This window comes from Vibrio sp. 10N.261.46.A3 (assembly GCF_041472995.1).
Classification (GTDB): Bacteria; Pseudomonadota; Gammaproteobacteria; order Enterobacterales; family Vibrionaceae; genus Vibrio; species Vibrio coralliirubri.
This window is the reverse complement of the sequence record NZ_JBFRRH010000009.1, coordinates 139,317-157,531: the sequence shown is the minus strand read 5'-3', so window position 1 is coordinate 157,531 and position 18,215 is coordinate 139,317. Positions and strand designations below refer to the sequence as shown.

At 44.1% G+C, this 18,215-nt stretch carries 13 protein-coding genes; 6 read left to right on the top strand and 7 right to left on the bottom strand.

All coding sequences use genetic code 11. The features are described 5' to 3' along the window. The 4 genes from AB4484_RS03545 to AB4484_RS03530 form a co-directional block, all read right to left on the bottom strand. Entirely contained in the window at positions 1–2,142 is a 2,142-nt protein-coding gene (locus AB4484_RS03545; protein ID WP_372076470.1) for a TonB-dependent hemoglobin/transferrin/lactoferrin family receptor, read from the bottom strand. After that, positions 2,143–4,164, bottom strand: coding sequence for a prolyl oligopeptidase family serine peptidase (locus tag AB4484_RS03540; RefSeq protein WP_372076468.1), 2,022 nt, complete (start codon positions 4,162–4,164; stop codon positions 2,143–2,145). Positions 4,165–4,422: 258 nt separating this feature from the next. Then, complete coding sequence (locus AB4484_RS03535) at positions 4,423–5,310, bottom strand: lipase secretion chaperone (RefSeq protein ID WP_372076486.1); 888 nt, start codon at positions 5,308–5,310, stop codon at positions 4,423–4,425. A 38-nt stretch (positions 5,311–5,348) separates the two neighbouring features. Then, positions 5,349–6,290: a triacylglycerol lipase gene (locus AB4484_RS03530; RefSeq protein ID WP_050632816.1), complete on the bottom strand. Its 942-nt coding sequence runs from the start codon at positions 6,288–6,290 to the stop codon at positions 5,349–5,351. A 489-nt stretch (positions 6,291–6,779) separates the two neighbouring features. Between AB4484_RS03530 and AB4484_RS03525 the strand changes: the two genes are divergently transcribed. Further along, on the top strand, positions 6,780–8,027 hold the full coding sequence (locus AB4484_RS03525) for an SGNH/GDSL hydrolase family protein (RefSeq protein ID WP_248402202.1): 1,248 nt from the start codon (positions 6,780–6,782) through the stop codon (positions 8,025–8,027). A 131-nt stretch (positions 8,028–8,158) separates the two neighbouring features. Here the strand turns inward: AB4484_RS03525 and AB4484_RS03520 are convergent, their stop codons facing one another. Further along, the gene (locus AB4484_RS03520) at positions 8,159–9,490 is read right to left on the bottom strand and encodes a DEAD/DEAH box helicase (protein ID WP_048609810.1); all 1,332 of its coding nucleotides are present in this window, start codon (positions 9,488–9,490) and stop codon (positions 8,159–8,161) included. Positions 9,491–9,851: 361 nt separating this feature from the next. On the opposite strand from AB4484_RS03520, the gene AB4484_RS03515 reads away from it, so the two are divergent. Next, positions 9,852–10,118, top strand: a complete 267-nt coding sequence (locus AB4484_RS03515) for an Lpp/OprI family alanine-zipper lipoprotein (protein WP_017061882.1) — start codon at positions 9,852–9,854, stop codon at positions 10,116–10,118. Positions 10,119–10,295: 177 nt separating this feature from the next. Here AB4484_RS03515 and AB4484_RS03510 read toward each other — a convergent pair whose 3' ends face one another. Further along, positions 10,296–11,270: a L,D-transpeptidase family protein gene (locus AB4484_RS03510; protein WP_019821668.1), complete on the bottom strand. Its 975-nt coding sequence runs from the start codon at positions 11,268–11,270 to the stop codon at positions 10,296–10,298. A 346-nt stretch (positions 11,271–11,616) separates the two neighbouring features. Between AB4484_RS03510 and deoD the strand changes: the two genes are divergently transcribed. The 4 genes from deoD (at position 11,617) to AB4484_RS03490 (ending at position 17,115) form a co-directional block, all read left to right on the top strand. Next, entirely contained in the window at positions 11,617–12,327 is a 711-nt protein-coding gene (gene deoD / locus AB4484_RS03505) for a purine-nucleoside phosphorylase (RefSeq protein ID WP_017061880.1), read from the top strand. Between the two features lie 82 nt (positions 12,328–12,409). Further along, complete coding sequence (locus tag AB4484_RS03500) at positions 12,410–13,879, top strand: lactate dehydrogenase (RefSeq protein WP_048610586.1); 1,470 nt, start codon at positions 12,410–12,412, stop codon at positions 13,877–13,879. Positions 13,880–14,065: 186 nt separating this feature from the next. Next, on the top strand, positions 14,066–15,535 hold the full coding sequence (locus AB4484_RS03495) for a hypothetical protein (protein ID WP_050647769.1): 1,470 nt from the start codon (positions 14,066–14,068) through the stop codon (positions 15,533–15,535). Continuing rightward, complete coding sequence (locus AB4484_RS03490; RefSeq protein ID WP_048609814.1) at positions 15,535–17,115, top strand: GGDEF domain-containing protein; 1,581 nt, start codon at positions 15,535–15,537, stop codon at positions 17,113–17,115. Before AB4484_RS03495 ends, AB4484_RS03490 begins: the two co-directional genes overlap by 1 nt. A gap of 56 nt (positions 17,116–17,171) precedes the next feature. On the opposite strand, the gene AB4484_RS03485 is transcribed toward AB4484_RS03490, so the two are convergent. Then, on the bottom strand, positions 17,172–18,074 hold the full coding sequence (locus AB4484_RS03485) for a DMT family transporter (protein WP_268671089.1): 903 nt from the start codon (positions 18,072–18,074) through the stop codon (positions 17,172–17,174). Positions 18,075–18,215 lie beyond the last annotated feature (141 nt).

The window sequence follows — 18,215 nt, the reverse complement described above, 5'->3', positions numbered from 1 at the left end:
TTAAAACGCATACTTGGCGTTAACGGTGAAGTAGCGGCCAGGTTCTGTGGAGTAAATTTTATTGCAGTCTGCAATACCCGCAACGTCTTGGTATCGGATATATTCTTTGTCGAATAGATTCATCACATTGGCACTAACATCCAAGCCAAAGTTCCAAGAGTAACTGACTCCCAAGTCGACACTTGCCCAGCCAGAGGTGGTCGCACAGTCAGTAACGATACCTAAATCATCTTCACACTGAGGTACGCTATCCATAGCTTGAGCCCAATTAACCATCGCGTAAGCGGAGAACATGTTGTCGTCATAAGTCACCTCGGCATTGCCTTCCCAAGGGGTTAATGTGCGAACTTTTTCTCCATCCTCATCTTCACCATCAACAAAACCGACTTTGGTACTCACACTCCAAAAGTCACTCAAACGATGCGCAATTGACGCTTCAATGCCGTACGTCTCGACTCCATTTACGTTTTGATACTGCTTGTAGTAGTTGCCTGTATTTGAGTCAGGCACAAACGTGATCTGTTTAACGTCGATAAAATTATCGAACTTCTGATAGAAAACGGCGGCGTATAACTGAGTTTGGCCATTATCAAACTTACTACCTAGCTCAAACGAATCACTGGTTTCGGCCTCTAGGTCCATATTAGGCACAATGACAAATGGGGTAATTGGGACAAAATCATGATTTTGATAACCATAAATTTTGTCATAACCCGGAGCTCTAAAGCCGTGGTTGTACGAAAGGTATGTGTTGAGTGATTCTGTTAACTGATAACTCACCGATAAGCTAGGTGAGAACTCGCTAGAGCTTTGTTCCTTCACTTCGTAGCCATTGATCGTGCTCTGTGACTCAGGTTTCAACTGGTGTAAATCGAAACGGGCACCTGCCGTCACCGTCCACTGATCAATTTCAATCGAATCACGAACAAATGCAGCAAAGTTATACGAGCGAGCTGGAGCAAAAGGGACATCCGCGTTAAGTGACACTCCGTTCCAGTCTAAAACAGAAGATTGACTTGGACGCTCATGGAGGTTGGTTTCCATGCTCATGCCATAAGACAAGGTATGGATCATGTTTTGATGTTGGAATGCGCTAATAAAATCGGCGTTAGCACCAAGAAGTTGATCCGTGAAACCACGAACATCAATCGTTCTACGAAGCTCGGAAACGTTGTTGTTGGTTCGAGACATCAAACGATTCGTTGTGTCCTCATTAGTCATATCACGCCAATATATCTTGGCATCTAACTCCTCAAACCAAGAATTTAGGGGCAGATACTCAAAGCCCGCATACGCAGAAAACGTCTCAGTATAAGACTGTTGGTCAAAATCTTCAGTGTCCCACTTACCGTCTTTTTGGATCTTAGAGGTACCTTCTTTTCGACTTAGATTCTCTTTGTAGTACTCAACATTCCCTTTAAGCATCAAGGCATCACTTGACCAGTAGTTCAAGGTGTAACCACCACCGACACCATCTATGTCTCGGTTATATAAGTCTTCATCAAAATTTCGTGTTTCTTCACCTTCCCAATAAGAAAGATTAACCAAGCTTTCGAATTTTCCCGAACGGAAGGCGAGGTTTGTTGCACCTTTATATTTATTACTGATACCGGTATAGGTTGCAGAGACATCACTATAGAAATCTTTGTCCTCTAAATAGTCCCCCGGCTTTTTAGTCCGAACCACCACCACACCACCAATAGCACCTGAGCCAAATACAGACGAACTCGCCCCTTTTATAACCTCAATACTTTCTAGGTTAGACATATCAAACGAGTTACGCCCAATCTTGTCATTGATGTCATTGGCACCAAAGCCATCAGCAGACTTGATTCCGTCTTTCACAATCAAGATACGGTTACCTGTCATTCCGCGGATAGTGATGTTTTGAGGTCGCCCCGCTCCCCCAGAAACACTAACTCCCGGCTCGCTCTTTATTGCATCATAAAGCTCTGTTGCACCCTTTTTCTCTAGTTCTTCACCAGTGATCACAGCCACTGACCCAGCGACTTCGGATAGTGGCTGTTCTATTTTATTCGCTGTTACGATCACTTCTTCAAAGTGATAAACCTCAGATTCGGCGTGCACGGGGTTGGCAGCAAGTACACTCAGTACTGCCGCTGATAGGGGGGAAAGCTTCATTTACTGCTCCGCTTTAATGTCTTTTGGGATAAGTGATAAAAGAAATGCGTACTCAAACGCTTGTTGCGATTGCGATCGTCGCCTGTCTGCCGAGTGCCCTTGAGTAAAGTTTGTCGACAATAAATAAGGCCCGCTCCCGGTCGTTAGTTCGCTAAGTTTTGCGTAATACTTAGCTCCTTCCCAATAGGGAACTCGGCGGTCATTGAGGCCAACCTGAATCAATATTGGTGGGTAGTTTTGTTCGCTAATATTCAGATAAGGGTCGTATTGCTGCATTACCTTCAATTCATCGGCAATATTTGGATTACCCCACTCACCATACTGCTGAGCCGTTAGAGGTATTACAGAATCAGACATGCTGTTCACGACATCGACAAAGGGGACTTTAAGGACTGCACCATTAAACAAGTCAGGAGCCTGATTTAATGCTGCGGCAACAAGAGTGCCACCAGCGCTTCCACCCATAGCGTAAATTGGGCGTCTACCTTGATCGTATGTCGTCAAATCTCGAGCTACAGCAATGAAATCCGAGATAGCATTCTCTTTTTTGACCCCTTTTCCTGCTTGGTACCAAGCATCACCATAAAAGCCGCCACCGCGAACATGTGCAATTGCATAAATCACGCCCTCATCAAGTAGGCTAATGATTTGGGGCATAAAATAAGGCTTCATCGTCATTCCGTAGGCCCCGTACCCGTACAAAAACAGAGGTGTATCCTTCGTGAGCTTATCCTTGCGATACGCCAAAGTTACTGGGATCGTTACCCCGCCAGAGTTGACGATGACTTGCTCGGAATAATAGTTAGATTTTTGATATTGAGGGTAGTGATCTTGAGAGAAGAGCTCTCGTTTTAGAGTGTCAGTATTCAGCCGCTCCCACTTCGCTGGCTGAGTTAAAGACATGCTTCGAATGTGCAGTTTGTTACTTTGGTAGTCACCTACTTGGCTTACCCAAGCAACTTGATCTGGTTCTGCTATCAGCTGTCTTGAACGATGACGTCCGTCGTTATCGAAGAATTGTAAAAATTGAGACGCACCAGTCTGGGTGATGATCACAGGCCCCGACTCAAACAGATGAAAGTTACTGATTCTAGATTCATCACTCGGTTCAAAAACAGCATTCCAATTATCTATTTTTGATGCTTGATTAAGCGCTACCGAGTAAAAAGCAAATCCCTTACGAGCATGGTTACTGTTCGAGAATAAACGAGAGCCAATAACATCAACGTAGTACTCCACGCCAGTTCTGCGAGGTAAGAAAGGTTTAGAGATTTCGCCGGTATCAAGATTTAACAGGCGTTGCTCACTTGAATCTTCATTGTTTGCCTGAACGATAGCAAATTGCGTATCACTTGAAAGGTAGTACGACAGTAACCACGCAGAATCTGGTTCTTCAATTAATTGATTTGGTTCTGACTGGTCTAAGAAGTATTGCGTTAGCGCATAAGGTCTCGAAGTTTGTTGCTCAAGTTGAACCAAATACAGAGATTGATCGTCTTTCGACCACGCAAGTGTACTGTCTACATTCCGCGCGATTGGGGTAACTTGACGAGTTTTAAGATCAACAACACTGACTCGGTACTGTTCTGATCCTGTGTCATCTTCGGCGATCGCCAGCTGTGTTCTGGTTGAGTTTAATGCCCAGCCAGCTAACTGATAGTAATCAAGACCGGTAGATCGATCGTCAAGGTTAAGTAGCTCCGTTGATTCTTCATTCCCAACCAATCGGGACGACAAAACTCTTTCACCATTGTGATTGAGGATCGCATACTCATACCCACCAATTTCAAACCACGGTTTGTCAGCTCTCTCTGGGCGATTGTCCTGCCAATTGTCTTGCAAGGATTCACTCAATAACCGAATACGTTCTTGATACTGCTGAGTTTTATTATTTTGTTGATTAAGATAGTTGAGTACGTTGCTCGCGCTACGGGAATCATCTCTAAGCCAAGAGAGCTGATCGGAAGCACTGACCGTCCCCATCAGTAAAAGAGTAAAAGCTAACAACACAAACACTTTCATAAACTCAACAAATCCATACGCTAATTTAATAAATTTCGCGTATACTGCACCCAAACGATAATGAGATCAATTATCATTTACATAAATATGTGATATTAATCACGATAGATACGTCAATTAATTATGAATTGCTCTTGTATTACTATGGAATATTTATGTTTATTCAGAAGAAGAAAACCAGTTGATAGTTTTGACTATAAGCAATAATTTACCATATTACAGAATAAGCAATCGTTTACTTAATTAAACTAAATGACTTTACTGTTTAGTTTCATTAGCTCGAATTCTTTCAATCGCTTCTACCCTTCTAAGCTGTTCTGGTGGGAAATGTTCAGTCCTAAGTTGCGCAATCTTCTCTTGTTGTTCGGTTTCTGATAGGAATGAATCTTTCAAAACATCATTTCGTTCTGCCAAGTAGACCTCAAAAGAGTCTTCAAAGGCCGCTCTTTGTTTATTAAGTGCTTCAAGTCTTTGGGTTGCTTCTTCACCAACAAGTTCGCTTCTCTTTAAGTATTTACCCTGTTCATCGAGACCTTCAGAGCTAGAGAGTTGTTGGAGTAACACCTGATTCTGGTGACTCGACTGAACATAATCAGGTTGCTCAGATAAATAGGATTCAAGTCTTTGTTGGTATTCTTCATCCTCTAATCCCTCCTGTTTCAGAAGTAACTTTTCTAAGGCGATTTCTCTCATTCTGTTGTCGTGCGTAAACAGAATACTTATCTCGCTTTCATTGAAGAACTGAGCTTGAAGGTCAAGGAGCGCTTGATTGAGTGCACGTAGATCATCAACGGAAATGGATGTGGTATCTAACTGCACGTCCAACGATATCAGTGCCGACTTGTACTCAAGATACTTGGCAAACAGTGCTTCATCGACAATCGTAGCTTGTGATTGCTCATGGTGTTTTGCCACATTGTCGCGAATATCTTCAAGTGTTAGTTCGGTATTACCGGACACGAAGTATTCCATCATGTCTTTGGCTGATGCGTTATCGATATCGGTATCTTTCTGAGAGGCAACTTTCAATGCGGAGACGCGTTGTTCGTCGTCAGTATGTGTATCTTGATTATTTAGATATAAAAAGACCGCCGCCGTACTCATCAGGGCTATCGTGGTTATCGACAAAATGGCGGTCTTTTTCATCATACTTTCCTTGTTTTCTTATTAAACGGCTTTGCAGACTACAAACCAGCCAACTTCAATCGATTGGCATGTTGACGATATAGAGTTACAGGGTCGGTTTCAAACAAGTGGTGAATCCCCAATAACCCATTGATCTCATCTAGGTGGTTCATTTTGTAATCATCACCAATCACTTTGCCCAAATGGGCGCTGCATGCCCCTACTAACCCGTCATTAGGTTCATTGAAAGCTAAGCCTAGGATTGTCATGGCTCCGTCGGTAGGATCAAGAAGGTTGGTAAAAGTGGAAGATCCTGTCCATGAATAGTAATAAACGCCGTTACTTGCTTGCCACTCACCATCGCCACACTCAGACGTCGGAACGCCCTCAGGGTAAAACTGGTTGAATGCTAGCGAGCCTTCTGTGGTCAATGCTTCAAGAGAAGCGAGGCCGTCTTGGTCGAGATCCGTTCCACCAGATAAAAGGTTAATCAGTGTCGTTAACCCACCCGCTAATTTAACCGCGATACCTTCTGTGACAGAGCCTTCAGATACGTTCCCTCTAACGAGATCCGCAACCTTAGAACCTTTATGCACACCGCCAATACTGGTCACTGAAGCAACAAGATCCGGTCGAACCGACGCAACATAACGAGCCGTTGGCCCACCATGGCTGTGACCAACCAGATTCACCTTACTTGCTCCTGTTGCAGCTAACAGCGTTTCAACTTGGCTGAGTAACTGTTCACCACGGACCTCAGAACTGTTGGTTGCAGAGACCTGAGCGACGTATACGCTCGCGCCATCTTTGGTTAGGGATTCAGGTACGCCATAGAAATAGTCGACGCCCGCTAATGTATCGAAACCAAACAGACCATGTACCAACATAATGGGGTATTTCGTTTCAGTGTATCCGCTGGCTTCTAATGCTGATGCGCTCGTTCCGGCATATACGCCAAAACTGGATAGGCAGGCTATCGTCCAAATTAATATCTTTTTCAATGCTCTTTCCTTAAACAGATTAGACCTCTGATGAGTAAAAGAACCGTAGATGATGATTTTATAAAACAGAAAGTAACGATTTGATATTTGTGATGGCGAACTTGAATTAAACAGGTGCGATGAACATCAGACGACCAGAATCGTGATAAAAACTAAAACCATAAGTAATTGATTAAATTAACATTTAGTTAATCTTAATGAGATTGCTCATTCAATATCCCGACTCAAATATCAATTCCAAATTCTCAATAAACCAAAATTTTTCGACAAATAACCGTTTGGAAACAGGTATTTTTCAACCATAAACTCGTTGAAAACTTGATACTTATGCCATTAACGACACACCACAAACCTGAATGTATTGACGTTAATTATTGATTTTAGATATAGGTCGTACCAGTTATTTACTTATCCAGTTATCAGCAAGAAACAAGCAACAAGCAACAACGTTTTTGTTTGGCTCATCTAAATATAAAAGAGAATACAGTGATGAAAAATACGGCTTTAATACTCACGTTAGCCCTGCCTTTTGGCGCTTATGCCGCTGAAGACTCAATACCAACTCCTGAATCCATAACATCCGCACAAGTACTCAGTACACAAGGCTCAGAGACCTATTCGTACGTTCGATGTTGGTATCGAACCGATGCCTCTCATGACTCTCCGGCCACCGACTGGAAGTGGGCAAAGAAAGAGAATGGTGAATACTACACGATCAACGGATATTGGTGGTCTTCTGTTTCTTTCAAAAACATGTTCTACAGTGATGCGCCTCAATCTGAAATCAAACAGCGTTGCGAACAAACGCTCGACATCCAACATGACGCCGCTGACATCACCTACTTTGCCGCAGATAATCGCTTCTCTTACAATCACTCCATCTGGACCAACGACAACGCTTTTCAAGCCAATAGCATCAACCGTATTGTCACCTTTGGCGATAGCCTGTCCGACACTGGTAATCTTTTTAATGGCTCTCAATGGGTTTTCCCCAACGCAGATTCTTGGTTTTTAGGGCACTTTTCGAATGGTTTAGTCTGGACGGAGTATTTAGCAAAAGCGAAAGATGTCCCTCTGTATAACTGGGCTGTGGGTGGCGCCGCAGGTACCAACCAATACGTGGCATTGACTGGTGTTTATGATCAAGTAACCTCTTATCTGACCTACATGAAAGTCGCCAAAAACTATCGCCCGGAAAACTCACTGTTTACTTTAGAGTTTGGTCTCAATGACTTCATGAACTACAACCGAGAAGTCGCCGATGTAAAAGCTGATTTCAGTAGCGCGCTGATCCGCTTAACGGAATCTGGTGCGAACAATATCTTGCTGTTCACCTTACCCGATGCGACCAAAGCCCCTCAATTCAAATACTCTACCGAACAAGAGATCATAAAAGTTCGTGGCAAGATCTTAGAATTTAACCAGTTCATCAAAGCTCAAGCCGAGTATTACCAAGATATGGGGAAAAATGTGGTGTTGTTCGATGCGAGTGCGTTGTTCGCCAGCATTACCGATAACCCCGAACAGCACGGCTTTCGAAACTCGAGTGATGCTTGTCTTAATCTCAATAGAAGCTCAGCGGCCGACTACCTGAAAAGCCACAGCTTAACCAATGATTGTGCGACCTATGGTTCAGACAGTTATGTCTTTTGGGGCGTGACCCACCCAACCACCGCCACGCATAAATACATTGCCGACCATATCCTAGCTTTTTCTTTCTCGACTTTTGATTTCTAAAGCCGCCAAGTTGAACTTTAACTTGAGGTAGCACCTCTTAGGCACAAAAGTCAGATACAAAAAAACCGCCCTTCATAGGCGGTTTTCATTTATGTCAGTTTTACAAACAAACACTTTTAACTGGCTGGTGATTACTCGTCGTCAGTTTTTGGCGCAACTTTCTTCTTAGGGATAAACACGGTATCACCCACTGCCACATTCTGGTGGAAGCTCTTATCACGCTTAACTGGTTTCTTCGGCGTTTTCTTCGCTTGAGTGTTGGTTTTCTTCTTCGCAGGACCGCCTTTAGCAAACGCAGGTTTACGAGGTTTAATACCTTTGAACTTACCTTTTAGGCCTTCTAGCACAGAGAAAGTAAGATCTTGTTGAAGGTAAAGCTCAACACGCTTGAAGCTGTCCCAGTCTTTTGGACCAACCAAAGAGATTGCATCGCCTTTGTTACCAGCACGCCCAGTACGACCAACACGGTGAACGTACTCTTCGGTGTGCTTCGGCATATCAAAGTTGATTACGTGGCTTACGTTTGGAATATCGATACCACGAGAAGCAACATCGGTTGTTACCAAAATCTTGTAAACCGCACGCTCAAACTGACTCATGATCGCATTACGCTGCGTTTGGTTTAAGTTACCGCTCAGTGCAACGGCTTTAAGCTTCTTCTCATTCAGCTTATCCGTTAGGCGATCAGTATCAGCACGAGTTGCTGTGAAGATCATAACCTGACGGTATTCAGCTTCTTCCAGTACACGGTCTAAAATCGCTTCTTTGTGATCTAGGTGATCACATAGGTAGAATTTCTGAGTGATATCAAGGTGCTGCTCGTTAGAAACACCCACCGAGATACGCTTAGGTGCGTCTAGCATTTCATTGGCAATACCGTTCACTTCAGCGTGGTCTAGCGTTGCAGAGAACATTAGCGTCTGACGACGACGGTGCTTAGCCGCGTTTGCAATACGACGCAGTTCTGGAGCAAAACCAAGATCAAGCATACGGTCTGCTTCATCAAGGATTAGCGTTTCAACACCATCAAGGAACAATGAGCGGTGCTCTAGGTGGTCAGCAAGACGACCTGGCGTCGCTACGATAAAGCGAGGGTACTTACGCAGTGCTTTAACTTGATCGTTAAAGTTCTCACCACCTAAGATAAGCGCCGCTTCATAAGACAGACCACCAAGCATGCTACGCAATTCGCCGTAAACTTGCTTCGCTAGCTCACGAGTAGGAGCCAAAATTACACCACGAGGATCTTTAGCAGAAAACGCTTTTGTTTTTAATGCTTTATGTATCATTGGCAACACAAACGCCAATGTTTTTCCTGATCCCGTTTTTGATGAAGCCAATAGATCCTTACCAGCAATAGCAACAGGGATCGCTTTTGATTGGATCTCTGTCGCCTTCTTGAAGTCGTAATGTTTTAAGTTCTTCAGTAAGCGGTTATCTAAGCCTAAATCTTTAAAGTGCAAAGGACTCTCCAGTCATGATGGTATTGAATAAAATTAATTTAACGTGACATGATACCGCGAAAGTACTTTATAAGGATAGAGATCACAGTAAATTTATCCCTTTATCTATCTTTAGCTAGAACATTGTATGCATTGCTAGCAAAGGGGTGGCCCTCCAAAAACACCTTCAAGTCGTCTCTAAATCCTTCATCTCATAAGTGAGACAGAACGTGATGCTTAGCTAATTACCTCAAAAATTTAGCAATTTCTTTAGTTATTGTTTTTGCAGTTAAAAAATTAGTCGCTACAATCATTAATGAAGCGACTATATGATAAAGAATGTATAGCGCATCTTTTGATGATAAATAAGCAAGGAGTTCTTATGAATAAGACGTTAATCGCAGCTGCAGCATCAGTTTTCATTCTAGCCGGTTGTTCTTCAGAGCCAGAAGAAGCTGCAGTGTCAGAAATGGATCAACTAACTAACCAAGTGGCTCAACTTACAAGCGAAGTTGAAGCACTTAAGAGTGACAAAGCAGCCGCAGAAATGAAGGCTCAAGAAGCAGAAGCTGCCGCTATGGCAGCGAAAGAAGAAGCGGATCGTGCTAACGAACGCATCGATAACATCGCTGAGTCTTACACTAAGTAGTTTGAGATCTAATCGCGATTAAGCTGTAAATTAAATAAGTCGCAAAAAGCAGTATATAGACAGCACCACTTCTTATCGGATGTGGTGCTTTTTTTTGGGCGATACTAATTCGAGTAGAAGGTACTAATGCGAGTAGACAAGATAAAACCGCTCCCTATTACAGAAGAGGCCATCGAATTAAAACTCAATCACAGGTGGTGCTATTTCTACAGGCACGCCGTTTTGAGCAAAGATAACCGCTTTCGCCTTTGAATTTGGCAGTTCTGCGTCTTCAAGCCACCATTTTAGTTCCACAGGGATCTGTAATGATTTCTTTGAGCCGTCACTTCGAGTTAATGGTTCGTGCGCTTCAACAAACACACTTCTATCTGGTTCTAATGACACCTTAATCGGCTCATTGATAATAGTGACCTGTTCACCACGGTTCACTTGCTCAAACAGCCACTCAATGTCTTTAGGTTCCATTCGGATACAACCAGAGCTAACTCGTAAACCTATTCCGAAGTCCTTGTTAGTACCATGGATCAAATAGTCGCCAGCGCCATAAGCAAGCCTCAGAGCGTACTCGCCCAATGGGTTTTCTGGCCCAGCAGGAACCACTCTCGGTAACTCAATGCCCTTTTCAAGATACTCTTTGCGGATTGAATTTGGTGGTGTCCATGTTGGATTCGGTCTTTTTTGGCTTATCTTGGTGATCATCTCGGGAGTATCGCGCCCAACTCGACCGATGCCGACAGGGAAAACATGCACCTGATTTTTCTCGGGCTCAAAGTAATACAACCTTAACTCAGCAAGATTGATGACGATCCCCTTTCTTGGGGTGTCAGGCAAAATCAAGCGGCTTGGAATGCTTAACACATAGCCTTCCGCGGGAAGAAAAGGATCCACCCCTTTGTTAGCTGCCATTAAAGAGAGAAAACCAATATCGTATTGCTTGGCAATGATGGCCAAGGTTTCGCCCGCCGCCACTTCATGCTGCTGGATTCTGCCCACAATGCGGCTTTCTGTCGGTGGCAATTCAAAGGTTGCAGCAGACACCCACGATGAAGCTATCCCGCTGGCAAGCAAAGTGGTTCTTACAACAAGCGACGCCGCTCTGTGAAGTCGTGTTTTCATTGACGGCAAAGGCGTCGGTTTAACGCAATACGACATACAAATCCTTGGTTTGTCTTTTATCAAAGTTTAGATTATCTCTGATCAAACGTCTCTACAACGTATTGTTGTCTCGAAACTGATAGGCAACAAGTTTATGTGTAGGCCTTTTCCTCTCATTCGCTTGCAATTTACCCATACAAAATCGATTGCCTTTACGCTTTCAACATATTTGGTTATCAATATTAATAAAACTATAATGGCAGACCTGTTTTGTGACTAAAGTCTCATGGAGCCACGTTCTAACTCGCTAATATTGCCTCAACAAAACGAATTCAATTCAACAGAATCGGTAATTGATTAAATCCTGTTCCTATAATTACCGTTTAAACTTTGGAGAACGACCATGGCTACACCTCATATTAATGCTCAAGCTGGTGATTTCGCAGAAACAGTACTTATGCCGGGCGACCCGCTTCGCGCAAAATACATTGCAGAAACATTCCTTGATGACGTGAAGCAAGTTTGTGACGTTCGCAACATGTTTGGCTACACAGGCACTTACAAGGGTAAGAAAGTTTCTGTAATGGGCCACGGTATGGGTATCCCATCATGTTGCATCTACGTACACGAGCTAATCGCTGAGTTCGGCGTGAAAAACGTAATTCGCGTAGGTAGCTGTGGCGCAGTACGTGACGACGTTAAACTAATGGACGTTGTTATCGGTATGGGTGCATCTACTGACTCAAAAGTAAACCGTATTCGTTTCAACAACCACGACTTCGCTGCTATCGCTGATTTCGGTCTTCTAGAAGAAGCAGTAAACCAAGCTCGTGCACAAGAAGTTCCAGTTAAAGTTGGTAACGTATTCTCTGCAGACCTTTTCTACACTCCAGAAGCTGACCTTTTCGAAAAAATGGAAAAGCTAGGCATCCTAGGTGTTGATATGGAAGCGGCTGGTATCTACGGTGTTGCTGCAGACCTTGGTGCTAAAGCACTAACTATCCTAACAGTATCTGACCACATCATCCGTGGTGAAAAACTAAGTTCTGAAGAGCGTCAAAAATCTTTCAACGACATGATGAAAGTTGCTCTAGAGACAGCAATCAACATCTAACGATTTGATCAAAGATACATTGAAAAGCGTTACCCCGCAGCCAGGCTCGCTTGGCTGCTCAAATAATCCCGAGGGGGAGATCGTGTCTAACGACAAGCTGCCAAAAGATGCGGATGGTTTGCAACTCAACTTTTGTAAAACATTGGCGTGTGACAACTTTGGCTTGAGCGATGCAAAACGGTATGTTTTGCAACACGCGAACCCTAAGCGTCCAGCGATGGTTTGTCGTGAATGTGGAGCTTTCCCCCCCTTACTTAACAACCGTGAAGTGTTAAGCGAACTTCATCGCCTAAGACAACTTCACAGCGATGGGCTCCCTGCTTGTCGTAATGATGATTGCGATAATTTCGGCTTATCGGTTCATACCCATAAACATCTTTATCATGCCTTCGGCTACAGTGGCGACAGGCAGCGTTATCGATGCAAAGACTGCCAATCAACCTTCGTTGATAAATGGTCTGGATCCAACAAAAAACTCCAATTTCAAGAGAACCTCATGGGCTTACTGTTCATGGGCTATTCCGTACGTGAAATCTGCCGAAAATTGGAGATCAATCCAAAGACTTTCTATGATCATGTTGACCATATCGCGAGCCGTTGTCGTCGTAAATTAGCGATGATCGATGCACGATGGGTTAACCATGCGAAAGATTACGAATTCGCATCTCACTACCAGCGTCTGCAACCACAAAGTAACAACGGTGTGGTGTGGATAGCGACGGGCGAGGCGCATTCTGGCTATATACTTTGCCAACACGTTAACTACTCTCAAAATGAAGAACCATCAGGAAACGTCGACCACAACCCTTATGATGATGTGGCACGATTTGTATCCAAGGAGCACTCTTCAGAAGCGAACCTCGAACTGCCTCAGCCCTCTGACAAACTAAAAGAGCGCATTGAACAGCAGTACCAAGTGATTCTTGCGAGAGGTAACGTTGAGGACCCTATGGGTAACCTCACCACATTTAGCTACCCTTCAAAGGGTGCACTCATTCGACCGCCTTATACCTCTTATGCTCACTTCTTACATGTGTTGGATATGTGTAACGAAGACAAGCATGTCGCCATCTATATGCCACAAGATCCATTACTAAGATCTGCCGCTTTAAGCGTATGTTTGCCGCGCATTCAGAGTCAAAATATTGACCTTATGTATGTCGAAGAAGATTCTGGCTGGCAAGACGATCAAAGTTTTGAAAAGATCGACATCGTTCACATGAGTTGGTGGCGAGATCGTTGGGCTATTGCGAATCAGGGTGATAACCAGAAAGGTATCTGCTACCTAACCGGTAACAATCCAGAACCAAAACAGTGGTTTAACACGGCCTCAATTCAACAAACTAAGTTCTATCAACAGCGCTTTCAGCTGTTATTTGATAGCTTTATTAATGAGCCCAGACGTAAGCTTCGTCCTGGGGGCATTCTTCCATTGCTCGACATATTTAGAGCTTGGCACAATCTGTGCTACCAAGATAAGCAAGGGCTCACGGCAGCACAACGCTTAGGCGTAGCGGAGCTGCCATTAACTCTAAAGCAACTACTTTCATAGCAACAAAGCCTCTAGGTAATTATTCGGGAACTCATTGATTTTAAAGCGACAATATGAGGTAACACCCATAATTAGAAAAGATCGATGTTCCTTTGACGCTCTACGAAAGATAATTGGTGCTTATCTCAAATTACACTCTTATAATGATTGTGTTATCAATATGTTCGATAATCATGGATGTAAGTCTTGGACAAAAATCAGTACCTTCTTGAAACAGAATTAGAAAAACTCAAAACTCGTGTCGACTCTGAGCCATCGGTGATCCTAGAGATTGCCCAACAGTGCCTAGTCCGATCAGAGCAAGTTCTGTTTGAAGAGGGTGCCATCCAGTCATTAATGTTAATGGCAAGATGTAGCTGGAACCTGATGGATTACCAAAAAGGTTTAAAATACATCAAGGAAGCCTACAAGCGCCAAAGCCGATTAGATACCGACCTTTTTCTCCCTGAAATCCTCCATTTACACGCGCTCCAGTTCTGGGGACAAGCCAAGTATTACTCCGCCCAACAGTTTTGGATCAATGCCTTAGAGCAGTCCGCGTTGGTTGATGAAGTCGAAATTCAAATTGAATGCCTCATTGGCCTTGGCAATATTTGGCGAATGACCCACGAATATAAACTTGCACGTTCAACCCACCAACTTGCCGTTAAAGTGGCTAACAACAGCCGTATTGGTTGGTTAGAGGGTAAAGCCAGAATACTGCTCGCGTGGGATTACTACCTGCTCAACAACTATGTTGAAATGCTATCGGTATTAGACGGTGCAGAAGAAGCATTAAAAGACCATAAAGATAACACTTGGCATGCAGAGGTGTGGGACTTTAGAGGCCTTGCCCTACTTGGTCTTGAACGCTTAGATGACGCAGAGCGCGCCACGGCCAAAGCGCACAATCTGGCCGTTGAACACAACCTAGTTTGGATGAAGGCGCACTCATACATCAGCCGAGCGCGATTAGAGCTCCTGAGAAAAAGACCAGAACAAGCGGCGGAGTTACTCAGGCTCGCAGAACAATCCGCAAACGAGTTCGATAATGGTGAGTTGCTGAGCCAAATCTGTTACCAACAATCCTTGGTGGCGGAAGAAAACCAAGACTTCCAAGCCGCGCTCGTCGCCTTTAAAAAGTACCGTCAATATTCTATCGGCATGCTCAAAGAGCAAACGACCCGCGTTGGGTTAGATAAAGCGCGAAGTTCAAAACGCCAGCTTGAACAGAGAGCACGAAAACTGATTAATCGTATTCGCGGTCAGCACGAGTACGATCCTGAGAAGCACCTCTCTTATGTTGTCTCTGAAACCTTTTGGTGGGAAAAGTTGGTGCTGTTCAAGACAGAGCTTAAACGTTCAAACCACAGCATCATTATGTTCCATCATGTCGATACTGATTACTTAGATGTCTGTACCGAGATTGCTCATGCTTTATGTAACCAGAATGACTTCATCGCAAGACTAAGCTCTGAACGTGTGGCTCTTATGCTTTCCGAAAAAGGCAAAGCTGCAGAGCAAACCTTCCAAACTCTCAGTACCATGCTCGATATCTATCCATGGCATAGAAAAGGATTAAAGGGTTCGAAACCGACCGTCAGCCTCAATGATATTTTGACGTTCCCGTTCACGCTTGAACAACTCGAAGAAGACGATGCTGAGGTAATAGAATAATGGAAACTCTATTAAGCAAGATCACAGACGCCGGTTTAGACCCTTCATCAGTATCAGGTGAAGAAGCGATCATCTTCTGGAACCACATTCGTCAGCACGTTTCAACAACGCAAACAGAGCAAGCGCACTGCTATATCATTAGCTCTGAATACCGTGCCGAGTTACAACAAAATCAAACCAGTATCGAAGAGTTGAGACGAGCACTCGATCTGCTCCACCTTCCTGCCGATATCGAAGACATTCTGACAGTCAAAACCAGCCTAAGTGACCGCTTAGTTGAAATTGGTGATTACACCTCAGCACTCAATGAATTCGTCAGTTCATCGACAATCGCGGTTGAACACGGCCATATCGATGAATATGTATTAGCCATTTTAGGCATGGGCAACCTGTGTGATTCCTATGGCGATCACAACAGAGCCCTTCGCTACTATCAAAAAATCAGCAGCATAGACCATGCGATAAGCAGTCGCTCACTTCGCCTCAAATTCAAGCTGCATATGGTAGCAAGCTTGCTTCTACTCAATCGCATTACAGCGGCTAGCGATTTACTGAATGAGTGCGAAGAATTAAGTATTTTAGTGAGTGACAAGTTGCTCACAGCTCAAATATTGCTTTACCAAGCGAAGGTGCTGCGCGCTAAGAAAAAATACCATGAAGCGCTACGCTGCCTGTCTAAGGTTCAATACCCAGCCAATAGCACTCAAGCAAGCTGGCTTGCGACCATGACTCGTCTAGAGCTAGCACATTGCCTAAGTGCAACCGGCAAGCAAGACTACGCGAGCATGATTTTGTCGAGCACAGACAAACGCGTGAAAGCCTACTCGTCGCCAGTACTTGCAAAGCGATTCTACGATTCGCTAAGTGATGTGTGTATGAATCAAGGGCGTTTTCAAGAAGCGCTAAGCTATGAGAAAAAAGGCTACCGAATTGAAACCGATCTGATGAAGCAGATCCCGATCAGTGAACTCGGTGCAAGCCAGCTACGCCGCCTGTCCCGTTTTGAGTTACAACTCAAACTCATTCTATCTGAACAAGAGAACAAAGAGCTCAAAGAGACAACTGAACAACACAAGAATGCGGTGGCTCAACTCCAACAAGACGTATTCACCGATCCGTTGACAGGGTTACACAACCGTCGCTGGTTAGATGTGAAACTGAAAGATATGCTGCTGCACGATACCTCTTTCGCACTGATGGTTATCGATATTGACCACTTCAAGTCTATCAATGATGAACTGAGTCACTTAGTGGGTGATAAAGCGATTGTTAGTGTGTCTCAAGAGCTGCGTTCATACTTTAAGTTTAGAGGCGCGTCGTGTGTCAGGTTTGGCGGAGAAGAGTTCCTCGTCATTCTAGAGAACACTGATCTTCCTAAAGCAGAAATGCACTCTGAAAATTATCGAGAGCGCATCTTCCAATTCGGTTGGCATGAGATACTTGGGGAGCGCGGTTTGACCGTGAGTATCGGTATCACTTTGCATCGTGACGGAGAGAATACTCAACGTACCTTCTACCGTGCCGATAAAGCGCTATACCGAGCTAAAGCCAACGGCCGTAATCAAGTTTGTACAGAGTAGTGGCATGTCACTCTGTAGCTCTGTAGCTCTGTAGCTCTGTAGCTAAAACCAACATCTTATTGATAAAAGAACAAAGAAATTCCCGCAAGGGCGGCAAGTGTGCCTATGATACTTTGCTTTGACACCTTCTCCCCTTTCAGCGCATAAATCACCAAAATAAAGACCGGGCTGGTCGCTATCAACGTTTGTGCAATCGCAGGGTTGGCATTTTTCAACGCCACTTGTTGCAGCCATAAAGCGAGAAACGTCCCGACAAAGATTGCCCCTAATAACCAAAGTTTATCGAGCTTGGTCATTTCCCATAAATCTCTTTTTATCGATGAATACGGCTTCTTTTCAACGAAAGGGATAATCAGCATCACGGCAAACACGCCAATCGTCAGGCGAATCAGTGCACCTAACAATGGTGGAATGTCACCCGCCACTAGCGCGTAGTGAGAGATAACCACACCAGATGCCTGACAGACACTCGCCACAAGCCCATAACCAATGCCACCCCACTGCGCTTGGTCATTCGATTCACCGCTCGCCGATTTTGATGGTTGGAAGACAACGAAGGTCACCGCCAGTGTTGTAATCACGACACCGAGCCAGCTTTGCACTGTCAATACAGCGCCAAGGAACATTAATGCCAACACACCAGAAAGAGGCGGGGCTAAAGATTCCAGTAACAACGTCTTATTGGCACCGATTCTTTTCAACGCTGCAAAATAGGCGCTATCTCCAATCGCAATGCCAATCACCCCTGAAATTGCCAATATCAGAAAATGGTTGGTGCTCAGTTCAAACTCCGGCATCGGGATAAAAGGCATTACCAGCAACATCATCCCTGACGCCACTACACCCTTAACAATGTTCAATTGCATCGCAGTGAAGCGATGTCCAAATTGTCCATAGATCCATGTCGCACATGCCCACACAATTGCAGCGCCAATGGCCGCCAATTCACCTATATACATCCGTATTTGTCCCTTGTGGTTATGCCCGTCAGTTAGAATCTTAACTGTCATCATTTCAGCTTAAATACAAACCAGAAAGCCGAAATAACCTCTTCAAACGCGATGAGAATTTATAAGATTCATCAATGCTTTTATTCGCAT

Excerpts from the sequence above, each read along its gene's own strand:
- AB4484_RS03540 (WP_372076468.1), bottom strand. The coding sequence starts at position 4,164 with ATGAAAGTGTTTGTGTTGTTAGCTTTTACTCTTTTACTGATGGGGACG.
- AB4484_RS03510 (WP_019821668.1), bottom strand. The coding sequence starts at position 11,270 with ATGTCGTATTGCGTTAAACCGACGCCTTTGCCGTCAATGAAAACACGA.
- AB4484_RS03515 (WP_017061882.1), top strand. The coding sequence starts at position 9,852 with ATGAATAAGACGTTAATCGCAGCTGCAGCATCAGTTTTCATTCTAGCC.
- AB4484_RS03485 (WP_268671089.1), bottom strand. The coding sequence starts at position 18,074 with ATGTATATAGGTGAATTGGCGGCCATTGGCGCTGCAATTGTGTGGGCA.
- AB4484_RS03545 (WP_372076470.1), bottom strand. The coding sequence starts at position 2,142 with ATGAAGCTTTCCCCCCTATCAGCGGCAGTACTGAGTGTACTTGCTGCC.
- AB4484_RS03490 (WP_048609814.1), top strand. The coding sequence starts at position 15,535 with ATGGAAACTCTATTAAGCAAGATCACAGACGCCGGTTTAGACCCTTCA.
- AB4484_RS03535 (WP_372076486.1), bottom strand. The coding sequence starts at position 5,310 with ATGAAAAAGACCGCCATTTTGTCGATAACCACGATAGCCCTGATGAGT.
- deoD (WP_017061880.1), top strand. The coding sequence starts at position 11,617 with ATGGCTACACCTCATATTAATGCTCAAGCTGGTGATTTCGCAGAAACA.
- AB4484_RS03525 (WP_248402202.1), top strand. The coding sequence starts at position 6,780 with ATGAAAAATACGGCTTTAATACTCACGTTAGCCCTGCCTTTTGGCGCT.